Annotated in this window: 14 protein-coding genes; 4 read left to right on the top strand and 10 right to left on the bottom strand. The window is 36.7% G+C overall.

The annotated features are described in order from the left end of the window. Window positions 1-19: 19 nt before the first annotated feature. The 9 genes from FC748_RS20735 to FC748_RS20695 all read right to left on the bottom strand — a co-directional run bounded on the left by FC748_RS20735 (window position 20) and on the right by FC748_RS20695 (window position 9,193). Window positions 20-454: a MarR family winged helix-turn-helix transcriptional regulator gene (locus FC748_RS20735; protein WP_024363950.1), complete on the bottom strand. Its 435-nt coding sequence runs from the start codon at window positions 452-454 to the stop codon at window positions 20-22. Window positions 455-649: 195 nt separating this feature from the next. After that, window positions 650-1,117, bottom strand: a complete 468-nt coding sequence (locus FC748_RS20730; RefSeq protein ID WP_024363949.1) for a YusW family protein — start codon at window positions 1,115-1,117, stop codon at window positions 650-652. A 133-nt stretch (window positions 1,118-1,250) separates the two neighbouring features. Then, window positions 1,251-3,479, bottom strand: a complete 2,229-nt coding sequence (locus FC748_RS20725) for a YcdB/YcdC domain-containing protein (protein WP_108031208.1) — start codon at window positions 3,477-3,479, stop codon at window positions 1,251-1,253. 125 nt (window positions 3,480-3,604) lie between these two features. Continuing rightward, window positions 3,605-4,894, bottom strand: coding sequence for a glycoside hydrolase family 18 protein (locus FC748_RS20720; RefSeq protein ID WP_238600230.1), 1,290 nt, complete (start codon window positions 4,892-4,894; stop codon window positions 3,605-3,607). Between the two features lie 301 nt (window positions 4,895-5,195). Next, window positions 5,196-5,750 (bottom strand): hypothetical protein, encoded by a 555-nt coding sequence (locus tag FC748_RS20715; protein ID WP_024363946.1) that lies wholly within the window; start codon window positions 5,748-5,750, stop codon window positions 5,196-5,198. Window positions 5,751-5,888: 138 nt separating this feature from the next. Continuing rightward, a complete protein-coding gene (locus FC748_RS20710; protein ID WP_108031207.1) occupies window positions 5,889-6,293 on the bottom strand; it encodes a hypothetical protein in 405 nt (134 codons plus the stop codon). Next, window positions 6,293-6,802 carry an RNA polymerase sigma factor gene (locus FC748_RS20705; protein WP_167492705.1) on the bottom strand — a complete coding sequence of 170 codons (510 nt, stop codon included), beginning with the start codon at window positions 6,800-6,802 and terminating at the stop codon, window positions 6,293-6,295. Before FC748_RS20705 ends, FC748_RS20710 begins: the two co-directional genes overlap by 1 nt. 326 nt (window positions 6,803-7,128) lie before the next feature. Continuing rightward, window positions 7,129-7,863 carry a hypothetical protein gene (locus FC748_RS20700; protein ID WP_024363943.1) on the bottom strand — a complete coding sequence of 245 codons (735 nt, stop codon included), beginning with the start codon at window positions 7,861-7,863 and terminating at the stop codon, window positions 7,129-7,131. Next, complete coding sequence (locus tag FC748_RS20695) at window positions 7,856-9,193, bottom strand: AAA family ATPase (RefSeq protein WP_025220689.1); 1,338 nt, start codon at window positions 9,191-9,193, stop codon at window positions 7,856-7,858. The genes FC748_RS20700 and FC748_RS20695 overlap by 8 nt, the downstream gene beginning before the upstream one ends. 170 nt (window positions 9,194-9,363) lie before the next feature. Between FC748_RS20695 and FC748_RS20690 the strand changes: the two genes are divergently transcribed. From FC748_RS20690 to FC748_RS20675, 4 genes are all read left to right on the top strand, one after another. Next, on the top strand, window positions 9,364-9,843 hold the full coding sequence (locus tag FC748_RS20690) for a hypothetical protein (protein WP_108031203.1): 480 nt from the start codon (window positions 9,364-9,366) through the stop codon (window positions 9,841-9,843). A gap of 503 nt (window positions 9,844-10,346) precedes the next feature. Beyond that, on the top strand, window positions 10,347-12,095 hold the full coding sequence (locus FC748_RS20685; protein WP_024363940.1) for a methyl-accepting chemotaxis protein: 1,749 nt from the start codon (window positions 10,347-10,349) through the stop codon (window positions 12,093-12,095). 184 nt (window positions 12,096-12,279) lie between these two features. Next, the gene (locus FC748_RS20680) at window positions 12,280-15,456 is read left to right on the top strand and encodes a non-ribosomal peptide synthetase family protein (RefSeq protein WP_025220691.1); all 3,177 of its coding nucleotides are present in this window, start codon (window positions 12,280-12,282) and stop codon (window positions 15,454-15,456) included. 236 nt (window positions 15,457-15,692) lie between these two features. Next, on the top strand, window positions 15,693-16,448 hold the full coding sequence (locus FC748_RS20675) for a GNAT family N-acetyltransferase (protein ID WP_025220692.1): 756 nt from the start codon (window positions 15,693-15,695) through the stop codon (window positions 16,446-16,448). Window positions 16,449-16,625: 177 nt separating this feature from the next. Here FC748_RS20675 and FC748_RS20670 read toward each other — a convergent pair whose 3' ends face one another. After that, window positions 16,626-18,104 (bottom strand): MDR family MFS transporter, encoded by a 1,479-nt coding sequence (locus FC748_RS20670; RefSeq protein ID WP_108031201.1) that lies wholly within the window; start codon window positions 18,102-18,104, stop codon window positions 16,626-16,628. Window positions 18,105-18,804: the final 700 nt, after the last annotated feature.

The following is an 18,804-nucleotide window of genomic DNA, read 5'->3' as shown; positions in this document are numbered from 1 at the left end:
GATATATGTGTAAAATTTTTTATTTATTAATGGCATTAAGACCGACCTTTTTTAAAGCCATATTCATTATTTCCAACTCCTGCTGGTCCAATATTTGAAAAATTTCATTTATCTTCTGTTCATGGAGCGGAAAAATTCTATCCATTAAAACCTGTCCCTCATCTGTTAACACTGCATACGTAACACGACGATCATTAGCACAAGCTCGTCGACAAACATAATCTTTTTGCTCCAGCTTATCAATAACATACGTAATACTACTACTTGCAACTAAAATTTTCTTACCAATTACTTGAATAGGCTGTTCGCCATTGTGATATAAAAAATCTAGTACCCCAAATTCAGTTTGGTTTAAATCATATTGAAGCAAATCTTTTTTGGCTGCATCCTGGACAGATTGATAAGCACGGAACATAATCGTAAAAGCTTTTAAATAACGATTTTCTTCCTTCATAAGATGCACTCTCCTATTTACCTCGAAATTAAATATCTTTAATTCGAGATAATAATATCATAAAAAAATCCTGCTAGCAATCCTTTTATCTTAAAACCCTCCTCTGGCATTTAAAATGGACTTAAATTGATTTCTACAAAGGCGTTGCAAATCGTAGAAAAAGCCCTATACATATTACTGTATAGGGCACAGCTACTACTTCAACCGTTTAAACTCTTTTTCTGTTCCATCCGCAAACTCCACTTCTACCTCAATGGATTGATAATCATCTTTAATATTAAATACTTTAATAACCTGCTCAATTACTTCATCATTCGGTGTTGTTGAATCAAAAGTTAGTTGCTTCAATAATGGTTCAACCTTCGTATACGCCTCATCACCTTGTATTCTTTCATTGTTGCGGTCATCTTTCAATTTAACTTCTAAACCGTTCTTCTTATTTTCATATTCAATCTCATAAGATTCTGTTGGCGAATAATCGACATCCAATGCAAATTCCAAAAAGTTAAAAGGCACTTGGTCAGTGACATTTTCACCAGCTTGTTGATTCGTATTTTGCTCAGTTGGAGCATTTGCAGGTACGTCTTTTACCTCATCTTTGTTACAGCCATAAAGTAAACCTGTCGCTAATGAGAATACTAATAAATTTTTATAAATTCGCATTATCTTCACTCCTTTTCTTACATTTATTCTTCCCTAAAACTGCTCCAATTAAACGGCAAAAAGGTATCTCTTCAAGTCAAGAGATACCCTTTTCCTCCATCCTAAACAGATGGAAGAATTCATTCAAATTGTCCTAGTAGAAATTAAGACTAGCATTATTTTCATGAATAGCACGAGCTAAGCGAAGTGTCGACACAGCTAAATCAGCATAACTTACTTCTGCAGTTGCATTAAAGTTATTTTGCTGTGCATCAATTAACCCCATTGCGCTTGCTAATGCAACATATCCTGTATACGCTGGGTCGATAGTGCTTGCATCTGCGAAGTTTAATTTGTAAATATCGCTATGCTTAGCAGCACTTTCTAAACGTAATACACGGATATACCATTCTGCAAGTTCCTGACGAGTCAATTTCGCATCAACAGCAAATTCATTTGCAGGTTGTAATACACCCATTCTTACAGCTTGCTCAACCACTCCGTATAACGGATGTTTCGCATCAATATTACTAAAGGATTGAGGCGCTTCATCTTCATTTCCATATGGTCCGAAATATCCATATGTTAATGATTTAAGCATAATTTTCAATGCCTCACCTTTTGTCACAGATGTATCAGCATTAAAGCTTGCTGGATCTTTTACTTCCAACACATTTTGAGCTAATAAGTAATTTAGTTCCTGTCCAGCCGTTGGGTGCGAAATTTGTGGTTTACTATTTGAATCGCCCACACTATTCACCCATTTGCCAGTTGTTGCATCAATTTGATTGAAAAGGCTACCTTCATAAGTCGGTGCATACACTAAATCATAGTGGTTATTATCCTCTTTGTCCTGCTTCGCGTACTGCAGTTTTAACTTTAATGCATTACTAAATGTTTCCTTCACTTTATCTGCTGGTACAGCCTTACTTACAGCCGGCCAGTTATCAATTTTCTGTTGGTTAATTGATAGTGAGCGCAATGAACCGTCTGATCCGATGCTTACATAAATTTCATCACCAACAACAGCAATTCCATTGACTACGCGTGGGAAGGAGAAACTATATTGCTTACCATAACTATCATAAGCAAAATCATCTAAAGGTTTTGCATAGTTATGAATATAAGACGGAGCCCACTCTTTTAAGTAGTCGATTGCTTTTGCCATCGCAGCATCTTTAGTAATTGTTTCTGCATTTTTATCTGTTACCATGAAATCTCTACGTACATCATAGAATTGAGTAATTTCACCAGTTGCCTTGTTAATTTCAAGTGACGCACCAGTGCCACCTCTATCATAATTATACATATAGTTTACAGAGTAGAGTGTTTCACCGTTTTCATTTTCTCTTTCATCAATCAGCTCAATTTGCAACTTCGCCTTATCAGGGTCCACTTTTAAGAAGGACTTTGCAAATTCCTCAACTTCATCAAGTTTCATACCGCTTTTTCTTGGGGCAAGTTGTTCTGAAGAAAGCTTTTCAACACCTTTTGCTTTTGGTGCTTGCGATACGAAACCATTCGCTGTTTGCCATTGACCAGTTAATGCATTTACACCAGAGAAGCTTGATGTTGGCACATACACTAGTTTGACATTGCGTTTTTCAGATTGGAAATTATAGTCTACATAATAACGTAGCTCAACATCAAAGTTCTCACGAATTTGTGCAAGCACATCTTGCTCACTCTTTTTCTTTTCTATACTATCGAACGTTGCTTTAGAAGATACATCTGAGTTGCGATATACTTGTACAACTTCTCCATTAGCAAGCACGCCGATAGAAATGAAATGGTCACTTATTGCTACACCGTTTTGTGTTGGTGCATACGTATAGGAATAAGTAATTGGTTCTGATAATGGACGAGTGAAGTTATAATCATTAATATAATCATATTCATCTTCTTGCAACTTATAATTTGCTGTATTCGGGAATTTCTTTAAGAAATCCTGTGCAATTTTTTGTGCATCTTCTTTTGAATATTTTGCAGGATAGAGCGCATCTGCAACATTCGCTGGCTGGTAATAGAAGTGTTCAAGTTCTAAATTATCGCCCTTAAATGTGATGCTACCATAGATATCTTTTCCATTCACCGTTTTATGGAAGCTCAATTCATAACGAACAGTTTTATCATCGTTATAATAATGGCCACTTCCAGTATGGAAATCATTTTCTGTTAAAAAATCGAACTTTTCTGGGAAAAGCTCACGTAATTTTTTAATAAGTGTGCTTTTTGTTACTTTTGTTTCAGTAGAGGCTACTTGAATCTCAATTCTCTCTGGAGCATCCTTAACATTAGCAGAAGCTTGTGCCATTGGAGAAAGAACCCCGACAGAAAATGCAGTAGACGTTAAGATAATTCCTAACTTTTTAAATTTACCCAAAATATCCCTCCTAAATTACAATTTACCATAATTATATAATATATTACCAAATTAGGGAATAGTATTTACAGATTATTTCCAATTAGGTGAGCAATAGATTGGGTATATCCTTATCCCTATCATTGTCATTTTTTCACCACATCAAAATTCGAACCTATCAATAGCCAATTTTGCGGGAACGGTAGCCCTAATTTCCAATAGCCTATACCCCTAAGCTTGTACTGCTTAATTAAATTGAATTTCGCTTGAATCGATCGCGCATCTTCAAACCAGACTACATGCGCTCTTCCTTGCTCGTCGTAATAGTCAAAGAAAGGTGCTTGTGCATTCCAATCATACTGAATCGCTGCATTATATTTTTTCGCAATCTCAATAGCCCTCTGCGGACTTACAGCCTCTGCATACGGACCCCCTTGTACAAACGGCAATGTCCAATCGTAGCCATATAGATTTTGCCCGAGCAAAATTTTACTTGCTGGCATTTCCGATACAGCATACTTCACAACAGCCTCCACTTCCCTAATAGGTGAAACAGCCATTGGTGGACCCGCAGAATAGCCCCACTCATAGGTCATCAGCAATACAAAGTCCACAATCTCCCCATGCGCTTTGTAATCATGTGCCTCAATCCAAGGACCTCGCTGATTAGCACTTGTTTTCGGTGCTAGTGCTGTCGACACCGTATATCCCTCGGCATGGAACCGCTTCACTGCTCGTCTTAAAAAATTGTTATACGCTTCTCGTTGATCGGCTGGTAAGTTCTCAAAATCAAAATGAATATCTTTGATGCTTCCTACGCGCCTCGCTTCATTAAGAATGTTGTCAAAAAGTACATCTTGCACAGCAGTACTTTGAAATATATCTCTTGCTAGTTCTCCGCTAAATTGGAAGTTCTCCAAGTTAGATACAACCATAGCCAGAGATGCACCTGTATCATTTGCAATTTCAGTCACACCATTTATTGGTGGTTTTTTTAGTGTCCCATCCCTCTGCGCCTCATAGCTAAATAACGCAAGATACGTTAAATATGGCGATGCTTCTCTAGCTTGGCTTAATAGCACTTCACTTACCGCTGTTCCTCTTGGCTCTAAATATGCCAAAGTCTCTGCTTTTGTTTTCGGTGCTGGCGGAATATAAAGACGCAAACCAATTGTTAAAATCTGGTTTGGATGAATGCCATTGACCTGAGCAAGTGTTAAATAATTAATGCCGAAGCGTTGCCCTATTGACCATAAACTGTCCCCAGGCTGCACATAATAAAAGCTCCCTACGATTGGAATGACGAGCGCTTGCCCAACAACTAATCGATTGGGATCTGGGATTTGGTTGGCATCTACTATACTTTGAACGGTTGTACCATATGCCTGTGCAATGCCATATAAGGACTCCCCTGCCCGCACAACATGTATTTGAATGCGATTTGCCTCCTTTTTACGTAATGAAACCATAGCTATAAAGCTTATGATATAAAACAAGAAAACATGTCACTTTAGAGTGCCAGGCACTCAAACAATTCTGAATTCTTCCGGCAAGCAATTAAGTAAAAATCTACGAAGACTCCTGCGGGAACGCACGTAACGTAAGACGCAACAGGCGGCGCGACAGCGACGGTTGTGGCTTACGTCGTGCCCGCGGAAAGCGTAGTGAATTTTTACGATTCAGGAGCCGATATTATGCTAAGTATCTATGGTAAGTGCCAGGCACTCAAACAATTTATTAAAATGATTGGACATTACTTTGTTGTTTGCTTTTAAAGTATTTACTACCTGAACGGCAATAAAAGACGAACAGTATAAAAGCTATAAGCTGTAGTAGAATACTTATAGTAAGCGCCACCTCTTGCAAATTGGCATCTAAGTTAATAGCAAATGATTGTATAACAAAACCACATAGCATAAGCGTCATATATATTTGATATGTTCTAAATGTTTTCGCCTCGAAAGCTTTATTTTCATGAATATGCAATAACAGTTGAAATAGAAAATACATGAAAAGTATCAATAAAAATTGCAGCAACTGTACTCCGATTTGTCCTAACAGCAATGTCCCCGTCCATTGGTCCAGTTCCACAACAAAGGACAATACAGTTAAAACCATCGCAAAGTTCCTCGTCCAATACTTCAATTTACGAATTGACGGCAATAAATGAATGCCATAAGCAAAAAACATATAACCAAAGAAATCAGGAAAAATGTCAGGTAGTCCAAAAAATTTTAAGTCTAAAAAAATAAAACATAACCCATTATATAAATTATTGTAAGGATCTTTCATCAACGTTCCCCTCCCGCAAAGTTCTATATCTCGAATGAAAAGTGGTAGTAATACTTCACTGTCTCTATCTAAAAATCTACTAGCAGTGGATACATAAGTATCACGTTGAGACGGTACTACAATCGGTTCAGCTACACGCTACCAATTAGCGTATACTAGGTTCCCCACCCATACACACAATGACAAGGCAAATGTTATAAAGACCAGTTTCCCTTTTGTATAACCCTTGCTAAACACAAAAATAATAAATAACACTAGGGAGAGTAATACAAACAACCCTCCAGTAAACACCATTGTTTTCTCTTGATTGATAATAGGTGATGCCGCACTTCTTATTTCTAACGTTTGACCTGTAGTAATCATCCATAAAAAAACAAAAATAGCTATTGTCATAGGGATTGTGAGAAGTGGTGCAACAGTTACTTTTTTTGTTTTTAATTTTGGATTGTTTTCTAACTCTCGACGTAGGCTACTTGAAAATGCTTGCTCTGGCTCAATATCGGGACGATTTTTTAATGTATCAAATAACTCACGATCTTCCATCAATTTCTCCTCCCTACTTTTTTACGAAGTCTTGCCATTGCACGATGAAAGTCAACGCGTACCTTCACTTCTGAAATACCAAGAATAGCTGCTGTTTCTTGAATTGTGTAATCCTTTAACATACGACATATAATGATTGTTCGATCATGTGACTTTAATGTCATTAATGCTTGCTGTACAATTTGCCATTGCTCGTTTTTTTCAACTATAGCAGGAGGTTCTATGCCTTCTGTTAAAATAGGCTGTTTAGTTAGTTTCTCTGTTAATAAACGCTTAATCTTTTGTTTTCTATGTATATCTACTGCTGTATTCCGTGCAATCGTTAAAATCCACGTTTTTACCTTCTCCCCATCCTTTAAATGATGTAATTGTTTAAGTACTTTTAAAAAAGTTTCTTGCGTAATATCTTCCGCTTCTTGTTTGCTATTTGTATAATAAAGCGCAAAATGGTAGACATCACGATGATAGGCATCATATAGTTGCTCAATCTGTAATTGATTTTTATGCAATACTTCACCCCGCTTTCTACATTCCTTAATAAGTCGTTAGTATCCAATATTTGTTACACATTTTATAAAAATTTTAGCTCATTGAAAAAGGGTGGGACAAAAGAGAAAAAGTGTTAGATTGACTGCCATCAATCTAACACTTTTTCGCTACGCCGTTGTTATCCGCTTCGGCGGTGCTTTCCGCAGGAGTCACCGCCTTCGCTACCAACAACTAGTGAACACTTCTATTTTTTTGCAAGTAGCAAAGTTCCCATAATAGCAAAAATTTACGAACACCTTTCCTCTATTCCTTAAATTTTTTAGTTATGTCCCAGCCTTTTTGTCCATTAGTCACCTACATTGGACGTAATCATGTCAAATAATAACGGCACATTTGTACCTCGTTGCAATGAGTTACAACCCTTCGTTAAGTGCGCCCAGCTTTCTTTCATCTTTTCCCTATAAGTTAATGTTCCATCAACAGGCAAAAACTCCACAAGATATTCTTTAATAGAGCCCGATAAATTGTCCATAAATTCATCTGCTTTCTGCACTTTTTCTGTTGCAACTTCATTGCGCTCATCCCATAACACATGCTCTAAATTTGTAGCAAAATAAAAAAGTTGATACGGTACTTTTAAACGATTAATACTAAAATGGTCATTGGCAAGCAAAATCTTTACGTTATTCGCTTTCATTTCATTACGCTGTTCGATTTGCTCTTTACGCCTCTCTGTTTTTACTAAAATGGCATCCTCTGTGTAAAATAAATTTTGCTCCATATCTGATTTGATTTTGACAAACTCTGGGGCGATAAAACAACCATCTGCATCTGTAATATGAATGACCGCCGTTAAATCTTTTGCTAAAAACTTATACTTTTCAAGATAGTTATGAATGACTCGGCTAACACTATTTTTAATGTTGGGGATTCTCTTTTTTGCATCCCACTTCGTCAAAATATCCTCTCGCTGTACATCAAAGCGAATCGTCGAATCAGAAAAATGTTCATCCAAAAAATCTTCTAAAATGATTTGCTCCGTTTGACCTTCAACAATCACTAATAGTACTTTTCTAGTCATGTTGCACACCAGCTTTTCTAAAAGCACGTTTTATTTTGAACGTTTTCGTTTCTTTATACACTTCCTCATCCTGTCCGCCAAGCTGTATCGCACGCAAATAGACATCTCGCGCATTATTGACCTCTTTAATGCCCTTTAGCTGCATATATCGATCATCCTCATTTGTTGTTGTAAACCATAAATTTTTAATGGCAAGCACCTCTAACACACGTAAATTATGGGACGTGAAAATAAGCTGTCCTTTTCCGCCCTCATCAATCACTGTTAACAACTCACCTAACAAATATTCAAATACACCCGAATCTAATTCATCGATTACGACGCATGCAGTCGGATTATTATAAACAGCTATTAAAACGCTAAGCACAGCAATGATTTTCAATATTCCTTCCGATTCAGTTCGTAACGGTAATTCCCGCTCACCCCGTTTGGATAAAAACTCAAAACGTATGCCTTTTTCACCGTTATCTAATAATTGCTCTGTAATAACGTGAATTTTAATCGTTAGCCCTGGAATAATGGTCGATAGTACTTGGTTGCTTTGCTCTATGACTTCACATAACACATTGAAAGCATTCTCTGGCAATAATGCTGGTCCTTTCAAATCATAAGGAATCGAGCCCCGCGTTTTTTCTAAATGAATACTAAAAGGCATAATACGCTCTTCAAATAAAGGGGCAATATTTTGGTTATTAATAACATGTAAGTCCCGATTAAAGTCGACTGCTATATTATGAAGCAATTCCATTTCTAAATCTAATAGCTTTTCTTGTAGCAACGGCTTTAAATCCTTATGGAAGACAAAAGACATATATTGTTTTCGTGCTAATTGTTGAACAACAAGCGTCTTTATACGGATCTTTTCACTCATATCTCGTAAAGAGCTTTTTCGAATTTGAACATCCTCATCTGCAACACTTACTAACACTTTTGAGCGTTTTCCTTTTTCATCTTCCCTGTAAGTCAAGCGCTCCGCAATTATGAACAGTCGTTTTTCATCTTCTTGCAATGTTACGGAATAGTTGACAAAAAATGTGCCGAATTGGTTGTCCACTAGAAATTCAAAATCCAGACTAGCAGTTTTTTCCCCTGCCATAATTAATCGTTTATCTTGTGATGGCAATTTCACTTCAGCAATCCACCCAGAAATAATGGTCTTCAACAAACTAAATGCATCGACAATGGTTGTTTTCCCTGAACCATTCTGCCCATATACCCCCACTACATTCGCTGTCATAAGCGAAGCAAAATTCACCGCTATTGTGAGCTCACCATTGCGTACATTTCTTAAATTTTGTATCTTTATTTTTTTCATTTTGATAATTGCCATTTCAAACATCCTTTTCAGTCATTTCTTCCTATTATAATTAAAATCGATATATTTTATAACAAATAGTGCGATAATGCCTATACTTTCTAATTTGTCTTATGCCATATGCCTATGACAAAGATAATATGGGACATATGTTAGAAAAGAAAAATGAAGAAAGGTGTGTTCTATTGGTCTATCCAAGATTAGCCCCTGAAGATTTTAATCAGCAATTCCGACCTGGAATGAAAATATGGGTTACACTCCCTACTGGTACTTATTCTGGTACTTTAATTCGAACATTTGGAAAAGACGGAAGAACTGCAGAAATTCAGCTAGATTCTGGACAAATTATTACAGTTGATGTTAATCAAATTGCCGCAGCAGGGACAGGTTTGCCTCCTGGCTCATATCCGCCACCTTATCCACCTCCTTATCCATCCCCTTACCCGCCACCATATCCTCCTCCTCGTCCACATCCGCCACAACCGTACCCACCGCAACCGTATCCACCATATCCGCATCCGCCGCAACCATATCCACCACGTCCATATCCACCGCAGCCATTCCCACCTCCTCCATTTCCAGGCGGGCAATTACCAGGATTCCCTCGTTTAACACCTCCAGGTATTTCTGATATTTTACCTGGCATATTTGGTAATCCAAGATAAAAAAGGGCATTCCATCAGTTCAGCAATGAACAAATGGAAAGCCTTTAATTTTACATAACAATGACCACCAACAATTTTTTCGCTTATGTTGGTTATAATATTTGTCCAGAATAATAAACACTTTATTTTAGCAGCTAGTCCCAGAAACAAAATATACTATTATTATTATATTTTCTGTTAATTATGTGCATAACCATCCGAAAACATTGATATAAAAACACTATATATTATTTCGCTCACCGAAATTTCACACTTTAAATAGGAGGATTTTTGGGTTGTGAATCGTATTTTTTGGCAGTATAGTTGATTAATGTTAGGGGATGAATGGATTATTTTACAATCAAAGAAATAATGATAAAAAGTATAAGGTAATTCCATATATTTGAATATCATAACAGTCAATTGTAACATTGTACTATTCCCATTACATTTGACTTTCGTATTATCGGCCGTCCCTTTTTCGCTTGAAATATGTCTTGTATACAATTTTAGGAGGAAGAGATATGAAGAAAAATAAGAAACAGCAAATGTCGATTAGCAAGAAATTAACCGTCATCATGGTTAGTATTTTACTATTATTTGGGCTAGTTACTACGGGATTTGCCTATTATATAGTGAAAAACAGTAATTTAAAAGATATGGACCAATCGCTCTATGATAAAGGGATGATTTTGTCTAAGACAATAGACCAAAAGACATTGAAATCCGTACTAGAAAGCCCAAATGCTGACAATAATGATGTCCTACATTTAACGAAGGAAATGGATGCCATTAACGAGGAATCAGACATTATTACCAATCTCTTTCTTATTACAGTAGATGGTGAAAATATTAACGCACCGGTTCTTTCCACAAGCGTACTTGAAGTAGGTGCAGAGTATAACCAAGACATGGTTGCCATGGGACTTTCCCCAGATTTTCTTGCAAGAATAAAAGAAGTGTTTGAAACAAAAGAAGCAACAGCTACAGATATTTATAAAGATGAGTTTGGAAGCTATAAAACAGGTCTTACGCCGATTTTAGATAAAGATGGTTCCGTTGTAGCTGCTTACGCCATTGATTATGATGTATCTATGGTAAATGCTAAAGCATTATCAGAAGCATTATGGATTCTGTTAATAACTGTACTATTCCTAATTGGTTCTTCTATCGTGGTATATACACTATTAAGAAAGAAGCTAACACCTATCCAACAGCTATCTTTACAATCTAAAAAAGTTGCGGAAGGTAACCTAGAGCTTGAAGCGTTACCTGTTCACTCAAATGATGAAATTGGCGTACTAACAACTAATTTCAATGTTATGATTGACAGCTTAAAAACTGTTATTAAAAGTGCAACAAATGTTTCTTCACGTGTTTCAAACTCTGCACAAGTTTTATCAAGCAATATGCAAGAAGCAACAGATTCATACAATAATGTAGCTTCGTCAATGCAAGAAATTGCTAGTGGTGCTGATATACAAGTGCAAAAAGCTAAAGAAAGTTCTATTACAATTGAGGAAATGAGTATTGGTATTCAACGCATTGCTATGACATCCAATCAAATTTCTGAATCTTCTATTTTAGCATCGGAAGAAGCTGAAAAAGGTAATGATTCAACAAGCAAATCTGTAGCCCAAATGAATGCTATTAGTAAGGCAGTTAATCATTCCGCATCATCTGTAAAAATGCTTGGTGAACATTCCGGCAAAATCGAAGAAATCGTCGGCATTATCACAGGTATCGCTTCCCAAACAAATCTGCTTGCATTAAATGCTGCGATTGAAGCTGCTCGCGCAGGCGAAGCAGGAAGTGGCTTTGCTGTTGTTGCCGATGAAGTGAGGAAGCTAGCCGAACAATCAGAAGCTTCGGCAAGAGAAATTTCTACGCTCATTACTCGTATTCAACAAGATACAAATGAATCTGTAAAGGTCATGATACATGCTGTAGAAGAAGTGGATAATGGCTTAATTATGATTAATGATTCCGAAAAATCATTTAGCCAAATTTTAACTTCAATTCACCATGTTACAGGGCAAATTCAAGAATTATCAGCAACGATTGAAGAAATGGCAGCAGGTATGGAAGAAGTTACTTCAGCTGTTCAAGATATGGAACACTTCTCAGTAAGTTCTCGAGACAATACAAGAGCAGTAGCCGAAACATCCGCTAGTCAGCTAAATACCGTGCAAAGAGTTTCAGAAGAAGCACAAGTATTATCTGATTTATCAGGTGAATTATTAACTGTTGTAAATACATTTATTGTAAAATAGATGTAATGAAAGCACTGAAAATAAACAAAGAGCAAGTAATCCCACAACCTTGTCGATGCAAAAACATCGACAAGGCTGTTTAATAAGAAAAAATAGCAATGTCTAATCCTATCAATAATAAAGTTACTTCTAATTGCACTAAAGGGGAACAATCCCCTACTTTCAAAAATAGGAGTTGTTATGATTGAAATTAAAACAAGACCTTGATTTATTTACAGCACATTATCAAACAAACACCCAAGAACAACAGACGTTACCATCCAATTGTACACAACTGTTAACAGAGGAAGATAAAGTATTATATCAAGTTTTAAATCAAACAAAAGCCTTTTATGCGAAAGATCAAACAATCCCTAGTGTATTTTATCAATCAGCGGAACGATTCGCAGAAAGAATTGCCCTGTCTTTTAATGGTGGTCGGATCACCTATCGTCAGCTCAATGAACGCTCCAATCAAGTTGCCCATATGTTACTAGACAATGGTCTCCAAAAGGGCGACAAAGTAGCTATTGTTATGGAACGTAGTCAGGATACTGTTATCAGTTTACTTGGCGTTCTAAAAGCAGGAGGTATTTACGTTCCAATAGATCCGAGCTATCCAAAAGAACGCTGTCAATACCTTTTAAATGATTCAGGAGCACCATTCATATTAATAAAAGAAGAACATACAGCGTTACTTACTAATTTATTACATAACGATTTTCAATGTCGTACAGTGTTTACACTGAATCGCATGGAAATCACATTCCCAAAAGACAATGTTTACATTGATCTCAGCCCTGCCGATTTAGCCTATATTATTTATACATCTGGCTCGACAGGCAAGCCAAAAGGCGTCATGCTAAAGCATGAATCTGTGATTAACTTAATTACTGATAATCAAAGAATCTACCAAGCAAGTAAAAATGATGTTTTTTCGCAATTTATCTCCTATAGTTTTGATCCATCCGTCACGGAAACATTTACTGCTTTCTTTTCTGGCGCTCGATTACATATGCTTACAAGTATGGAACGCATATCGATTGAAGCATTCGCTGAGATGATTGCAAGGGAAAAAGTGACAACAGCCACTATTCCAAATGCATTCTTTACGCAGCTTGCAACGCATCTCTCCAGCGATTACCAATATCAATTATCATCTCTTAAATATTTGTCTGTAGGTGGGGAAGCCCTTATGCCTGCGGTTATACAAAAGTGGCGTGAAAAATTCGGCACGACTACTGCAATCATCAATGTATATGGACCGACAGAATGTACCGTGCTATCCTCGTATTACAAAGTACCGGATACAATTATCGAACATCATGCTAGTATTCCAATTGGCAAACCGATTGCCAATTATGAGATGTATATTATTAATACCTACGGTCAGCTATGCCCTGCCAATGAAGCAGGTGAACTTTATATTGCTGGCGCAGGACTAGCTGCTGGCTATTTAAATCAGCCTGAAAAAACTGCTGAAGCGTTTGTCCCACATTTGTCCACTAAATCTGGGAAGTTGATGTATCGAACAGGTGATTTAGCTCGTTTATTGCCAAGTGGCGTAATTGAATTTGTAGGACGCAAAGATTCTCAAATCAAAGTGCGCGGTTTCCGCATTGAGCTTGGGGAAATTGAAACGGTGTTAAGTAATCACCCTAACATCCAAGAAGCTGTAATCCTTGCCAAAAAAAAGGACGATGGCAATAATAGCTTGTTTGCCTATTACACGGTATTCGGTGGTATGAAGGTGGAACAGGAAGCACTTCGACATTATTTAGCAGATCTTTTACCAGACTATATGGTGCCTGAACGTTTACTTGAAGTGCAGGAAATGCCATTATCTCCTACTGGCAAAATTGATCGAAAGCAATTAGCTGCCCTGAAGGTAACAACACCGCTACCAAGTCATTATGATGCGCCTGAAAATACAATACAGCAGCTACTAGCCAGTGCTTGGGAGCAAGTGCTAGATGTTGAACGTGTCGGCATTCACGATAACTTCTTTCATATCGGTGGACATTCTTTAAAAATACTTGAGATTTTAGTACAAGTGAAAAAACATATTCCATTTTTAAAAATTCAAGACTTTTTCCAATACCATACGATTGCTGAATTAGATTATTATATTAGTACTTATCAACCTGAAACAAATGAGGTATCCCAGCCAAAAACTGATTTAGTACGGAAAGATTTAATGGAACCAAGCCGTCTTATTACTGCTCACAATGTCACACCTTTAGCGATGAAAACGGTACTGTTAACTGGCGCAACAGGTTATTTAGGTAGTCATGTGTTATATGAGCTTTTAATGAATACGAACGCACATGTTTATTGTTTAATTCGACAAAGTGCACAGACAACGCCTGATGAAAAATTAAAAGATAGCATGTTATTTTATTTTGGACATGCTATTATCCCGATGCTGCAAAAACGAGTGACGGTCATCCAAGGCGATTTAAGTAAGGCAAAACTTGATTTATCTGCTAAAGACCACGCGCTTCTTACTGAAAAAATCGACGCTATAATTCATTGCGGTGCAGATGTAAGACATTTCGGAGCAGCAAGTCATTTTAACGATGTCAATGTGCAAGGCACTAGATACTTGCTGGAGCTTGCTAAATGTAAAATGGGTGTACATTTCCATTATGTTTCAACAATAGGTATCCCTGAGGAGCTTGCGGCAACACAATGGGGAGACAAACAAGCACTTGGTGATTTCGATTACAATGTTGCACTTTCAAATGTCTATAACCAAAGTAAGTTAGATGCTGAAAATCTCGTTAGAAATGCAGTGAATGATAGTATTCCTGTCTCAATTTATCGTGTTGGCAATTTAACATGTCATTCACAGACAGGGAAATTCCAACGCAATATAGATGATAATGCATTTTATCGTCTGGTAAAATCAATGCTTTACTTAGGAAAAACCCCGTCAGCTCATTGGCATGTCGATTTTACGCCAATTAATTATGCAAGCCAAGCACTTGTAGCACTAGCCCGTCAGCCAAAATCAAATGGGCACATATTCCATCTATGTAACCCGGTACCGTTACTTTATCTCGATTTTGTTGAGGCTATCAAAGATATGGGCTATGCGTTAGAAATTGTTACGGCGAAAGAATATGAAGATTGGCTATTACACTCGGAGCATCCAGAAGAACTACAAGATTATTTATCATTAGCCATTGCACAGCTTGACGGTGATGGCCCAAGCGATTCACCATTTAGAATGAATAGTGATAAAACACAGGACTTTTTAAAGCATACGGATATTACATGCGCAGAGCCTAATCCAGCCTTTATCCGTACAATGATTGGTTATGGCATTCAATTAGGTTATTTCCCTGAGCCAACGCCTGTTACAAGTACGATAATGTAGGAATTTAATAAACATTCCGCTGCTATTCCTTGGCTGAAGCGTACGTCAAAAGGCATCAAGATGTCACTCTCTTGATGCCCTTTGTCTTTTTTAGATGTCAGTTACTTATCGCCTTGGAGCGAAGATGTGCATCATTTAGAATTCTATTGCTATCAAGTGCCATAGTATTCACACTAATAGCAATAAAGTTTCAATCGTTACCCTTTTTCAAGTCATGCATAATAAGGAGATTTACAATGAACGATATTACTTTTGAGCATATAGAAAAAATTGGCCATATCATTTATGAAGACGAAATGTATCGGCATGTGCATTATCCAGAAATGCTGAGCCGTTATGATAGCAATTTTATTTTATTTAAAACAATGCCTGCATTAACGACATTTAAGAAAATGGAGCATTTACTACGCTCCTATCACCAACAACATAATCAGCGACATTTAAAATTTATTTTCCCGTCTAATGAAAAAATTCCGAGCGCTATTCACGGTTATTTAACGGATGAAAACTATGATATTGGATTTTTAGAGTTATATACAATTGAACCTAGCCATTTCCCTGCAAAGGTAAATGAACATGTTGAAGTTCGACCTGTGACTGACGACAATTTAGAGGCATTTTTAACACTGCAGTACAAAGAAGATTTAAGATATGGTGAAACTTTTGCCACTGAAAAACAAGCTTTACTCAAACACCGTTTTCACGATTCGAAGAAACATCAACTCCTTGCTTACTATGAAGGCATCCCAGTTGGTTCTACAGAGCTAATTGAAGAAGATACGACAGTTGAAATTGATAATTTATTTGTACTAGAGGCTTATCAACGGAAAGGAATAGGTACGCAACTTCAGCAATATGTAATGCAAAATTTTCAGCAAAAAACCGTTATTTTAGTAGCAGATGGTGAAGATACACCGAGAGACATGTATCAAAAACAACATTACATTTATCGGGGTTTCCAATATGAAGTTTTAAAGGTTGAAGGTCAATAACTAGCTGTCTTTAAACGATAATTCAGCATCACAACAAACTAGAAAAGCGATTGTTAGATTACCGTTTTTTCTTTAATTAGCGTAAATAAAAAGCTTCTCAAAAGTTGATGCAACTGATGAGAAGCTTTTATTTTTAACGTTAACTATAGTATTGGGCAGTATTCAACCGAGATTATGCTAAGATTTCGTTTCAGAGTGTGTTTCAACTATTTCTTTAGGCACCGCACGATAAACAGTAAATGCTAAAATAATCGCTACTATCGTGATAATAAAGGCAATAAGATAAACAAGTTCCACACCAGCTACCATTGCTTGGCTAATTGTAGACGGATCACTCGGATTTGTTGCCTTTTGTAAAAAATGATTTTGTTTGGTATTCATAATACTAATAAAAACAGCAACACCAATAGCGCCTACAACAGGCTGTAAAGTAGTCATCACTGCCGTTCCATGTGGATATAAAGATTTAGGCAGTTGGTTTAAACCATTTGTCTGTGCTGGCATCATAATAGCCGAGACACTTAGCATTAATAAAATATAGCATACTACAATTATCCAAATCGATGTTTCAGCCGTTAACCTGCTCAAAGTAAATACGGTACCACTTAAAACAAGTGTTGCTGGAATCATCAATACACGTGGTCCAAATTTATCGAACATCTGCCCCATAATTGGCGACATGAGCCCATTGAGTAAACTCCCTGGTAGTAATACGAGCCCCGCTGTTGCAGCCGTCAAAGCTAATGGTCCCTGCATAAATATAGGTAATATAATTTCTGATGCAAACATCGCCATAATAATAATGACAAACATAAATACAGCGTGTGTATACATTGGATATTTGAATACCCGTAAATCCATAACAGGCTCTTTCAGCTTAAATTGCCTTAACGAGAACAAGACAACACCTATGACTCCAATGATAATCGTCAGATAAACGCTAGAACTAAGGAAACCTTTTTCACCAGCAGCACTAAACCCGTAAATAATTGCTCCAAACCCAATCGTTGAAAAAAGCAATGATAGAAAATCAATTTTAGGTTTTGTAACTTTCGAAACATTTGTTAAATACTTAAAGGCAAAAACAATTGAAAATATGGCAAAAGGAATAACAATAATAAATAGATAGCGCCAACCTAAATATTCTACGATCACCCCAGATAAAGTTGGTCCAATTGCCGGTGCAAACGTAAACGTTAGACCTACAATACCCATAACTTTCCCGCGCTTTTCTGGTGGATATAACAAAAGAAACACATTAAATATAATGGGCATTAACAACCCTGTTCCAATCGCTTGTATTAAACGCCCTACCAATAAAACCGGAAAACTAGGTGCAATAGCACAAATAATCGTTCCAATTGTGAACGTGACCATCACACCAAGAAATAATTGCCTTGTTGTAAACCACTGCAACATCAATGCAGAGACTGGAATGACTATACCCATGACAAGCATAAACCCTGTTGCCATCCATTGAACGGTTGGCAAGGTAATATGGAATTCATGCATTAATGTAGTTAAGGCAATGTTTAACAATGTTTCGTTTAAAACAGCAAAGAACGCACCGATAATTAACGACAACATGATGGGTAATGTTTTAACATTGGGGTCCTGTGATAGGAATTCATATTTCACCGTTTGATTTTGATTCATTTATTTACTCCTTACGAATAGTCATATTAAAAAATGCTTCATAGATTTCATTATGATCAGTAACCTATGCTTAAAAATTTGTATATTCCAAACAAATCCTACCCAATCCTTCCTAGTTCATATACCATTGGGGAATTCACCACCTTGTTTAGCGTCAGAGCTTTTCATAATACCCACTATAGAAAACAAAAAGATCACAAACATCTGCCTGTGATCTCAAAAGTAAAGGGAAAAAACCGTCCTATTTTTATGAAGTTAGCCATAGGGCATAAAACACCTACTTTTGATACCATCAAAAAAGGTGTAATTAGACAAAAATAAAAGAAAGGTTGAACAAAGTCGCCTTTCTAACATTGCATATTTTTCCATCGATTAAACAATCGTTCCTATATTTCGAAGTGTGATATATGGGAAAGATTCATAAAATGATGGAATTGTATTTTCACAAATATGAAATGAGGTATATTAAAACAAGACAGACTAATTCCGTTTACTCTGCATACACAAACAGAGCCTTTGACCATATTCAATTATTGGTTCAAAGTTGGGAATCGTAGTGTCATATTTAATAGTCCTCCTTTACGCATTTTATAATACATCACGAATTATAACGAACTTATTTGCAGAAGTCAAAGATTTCAAGAACAAGAAAAAATTATTTCAATAGTTGTTGGACAACAACTGCAAAAGAATAGGACAC

Origin of the sequence: Lysinibacillus sphaericus (genome assembly GCF_005217585.1) — a bacterium.
Taxonomy (GTDB): Bacteria; Bacillota; Bacilli; order Bacillales_A; family Planococcaceae; genus Lysinibacillus; species Lysinibacillus sphaericus.
The sequence above is the reverse complement of the archived record's forward strand: the minus strand, read 5'-3'. Positions and strand labels throughout refer to the sequence as shown.

What these genes read in the sequence shown, in the direction of transcription:
- FC748_RS20735 (WP_024363950.1), bottom strand. Translation starts at nt 454, where the DNA reads ATGAAGGAAGAAAATCGTTATTTAAAAGCTTTTACGATTATGTTCCGT.
- FC748_RS20730 (WP_024363949.1), bottom strand. Translation starts at nt 1,117, where the DNA reads ATGCGAATTTATAAAAATTTATTAGTATTCTCATTAGCGACAGGTTTA.
- FC748_RS20715 (WP_024363946.1), bottom strand. Translation starts at nt 5,750, where the DNA reads ATGAAAGATCCTTACAATAATTTATATAATGGGTTATGTTTTATTTTT.
- FC748_RS20710 (WP_108031207.1), bottom strand. Translation starts at nt 6,293, where the DNA reads ATGGAAGATCGTGAGTTATTTGATACATTAAAAAATCGTCCCGATATT.
- FC748_RS20700 (WP_024363943.1), bottom strand. Translation starts at nt 7,863, where the DNA reads ATGACTAGAAAAGTACTATTAGTGATTGTTGAAGGTCAAACGGAGCAA.
- FC748_RS20695 (WP_025220689.1), bottom strand. Translation starts at nt 9,193, where the DNA reads ATGGCAATTATCAAAATGAAAAAAATAAAGATACAAAATTTAAGAAAT.
- FC748_RS20685 (WP_024363940.1), top strand. Translation starts at nt 10,347, where the DNA reads ATGAAGAAAAATAAGAAACAGCAAATGTCGATTAGCAAGAAATTAACC.
- FC748_RS20675 (WP_025220692.1), top strand. Translation starts at nt 15,693, where the DNA reads ATGAACGATATTACTTTTGAGCATATAGAAAAAATTGGCCATATCATT.
- FC748_RS20670 (WP_108031201.1), bottom strand. Translation starts at nt 18,104, where the DNA reads ATGAATCAAAATCAAACGGTGAAATATGAATTCCTATCACAGGACCCC.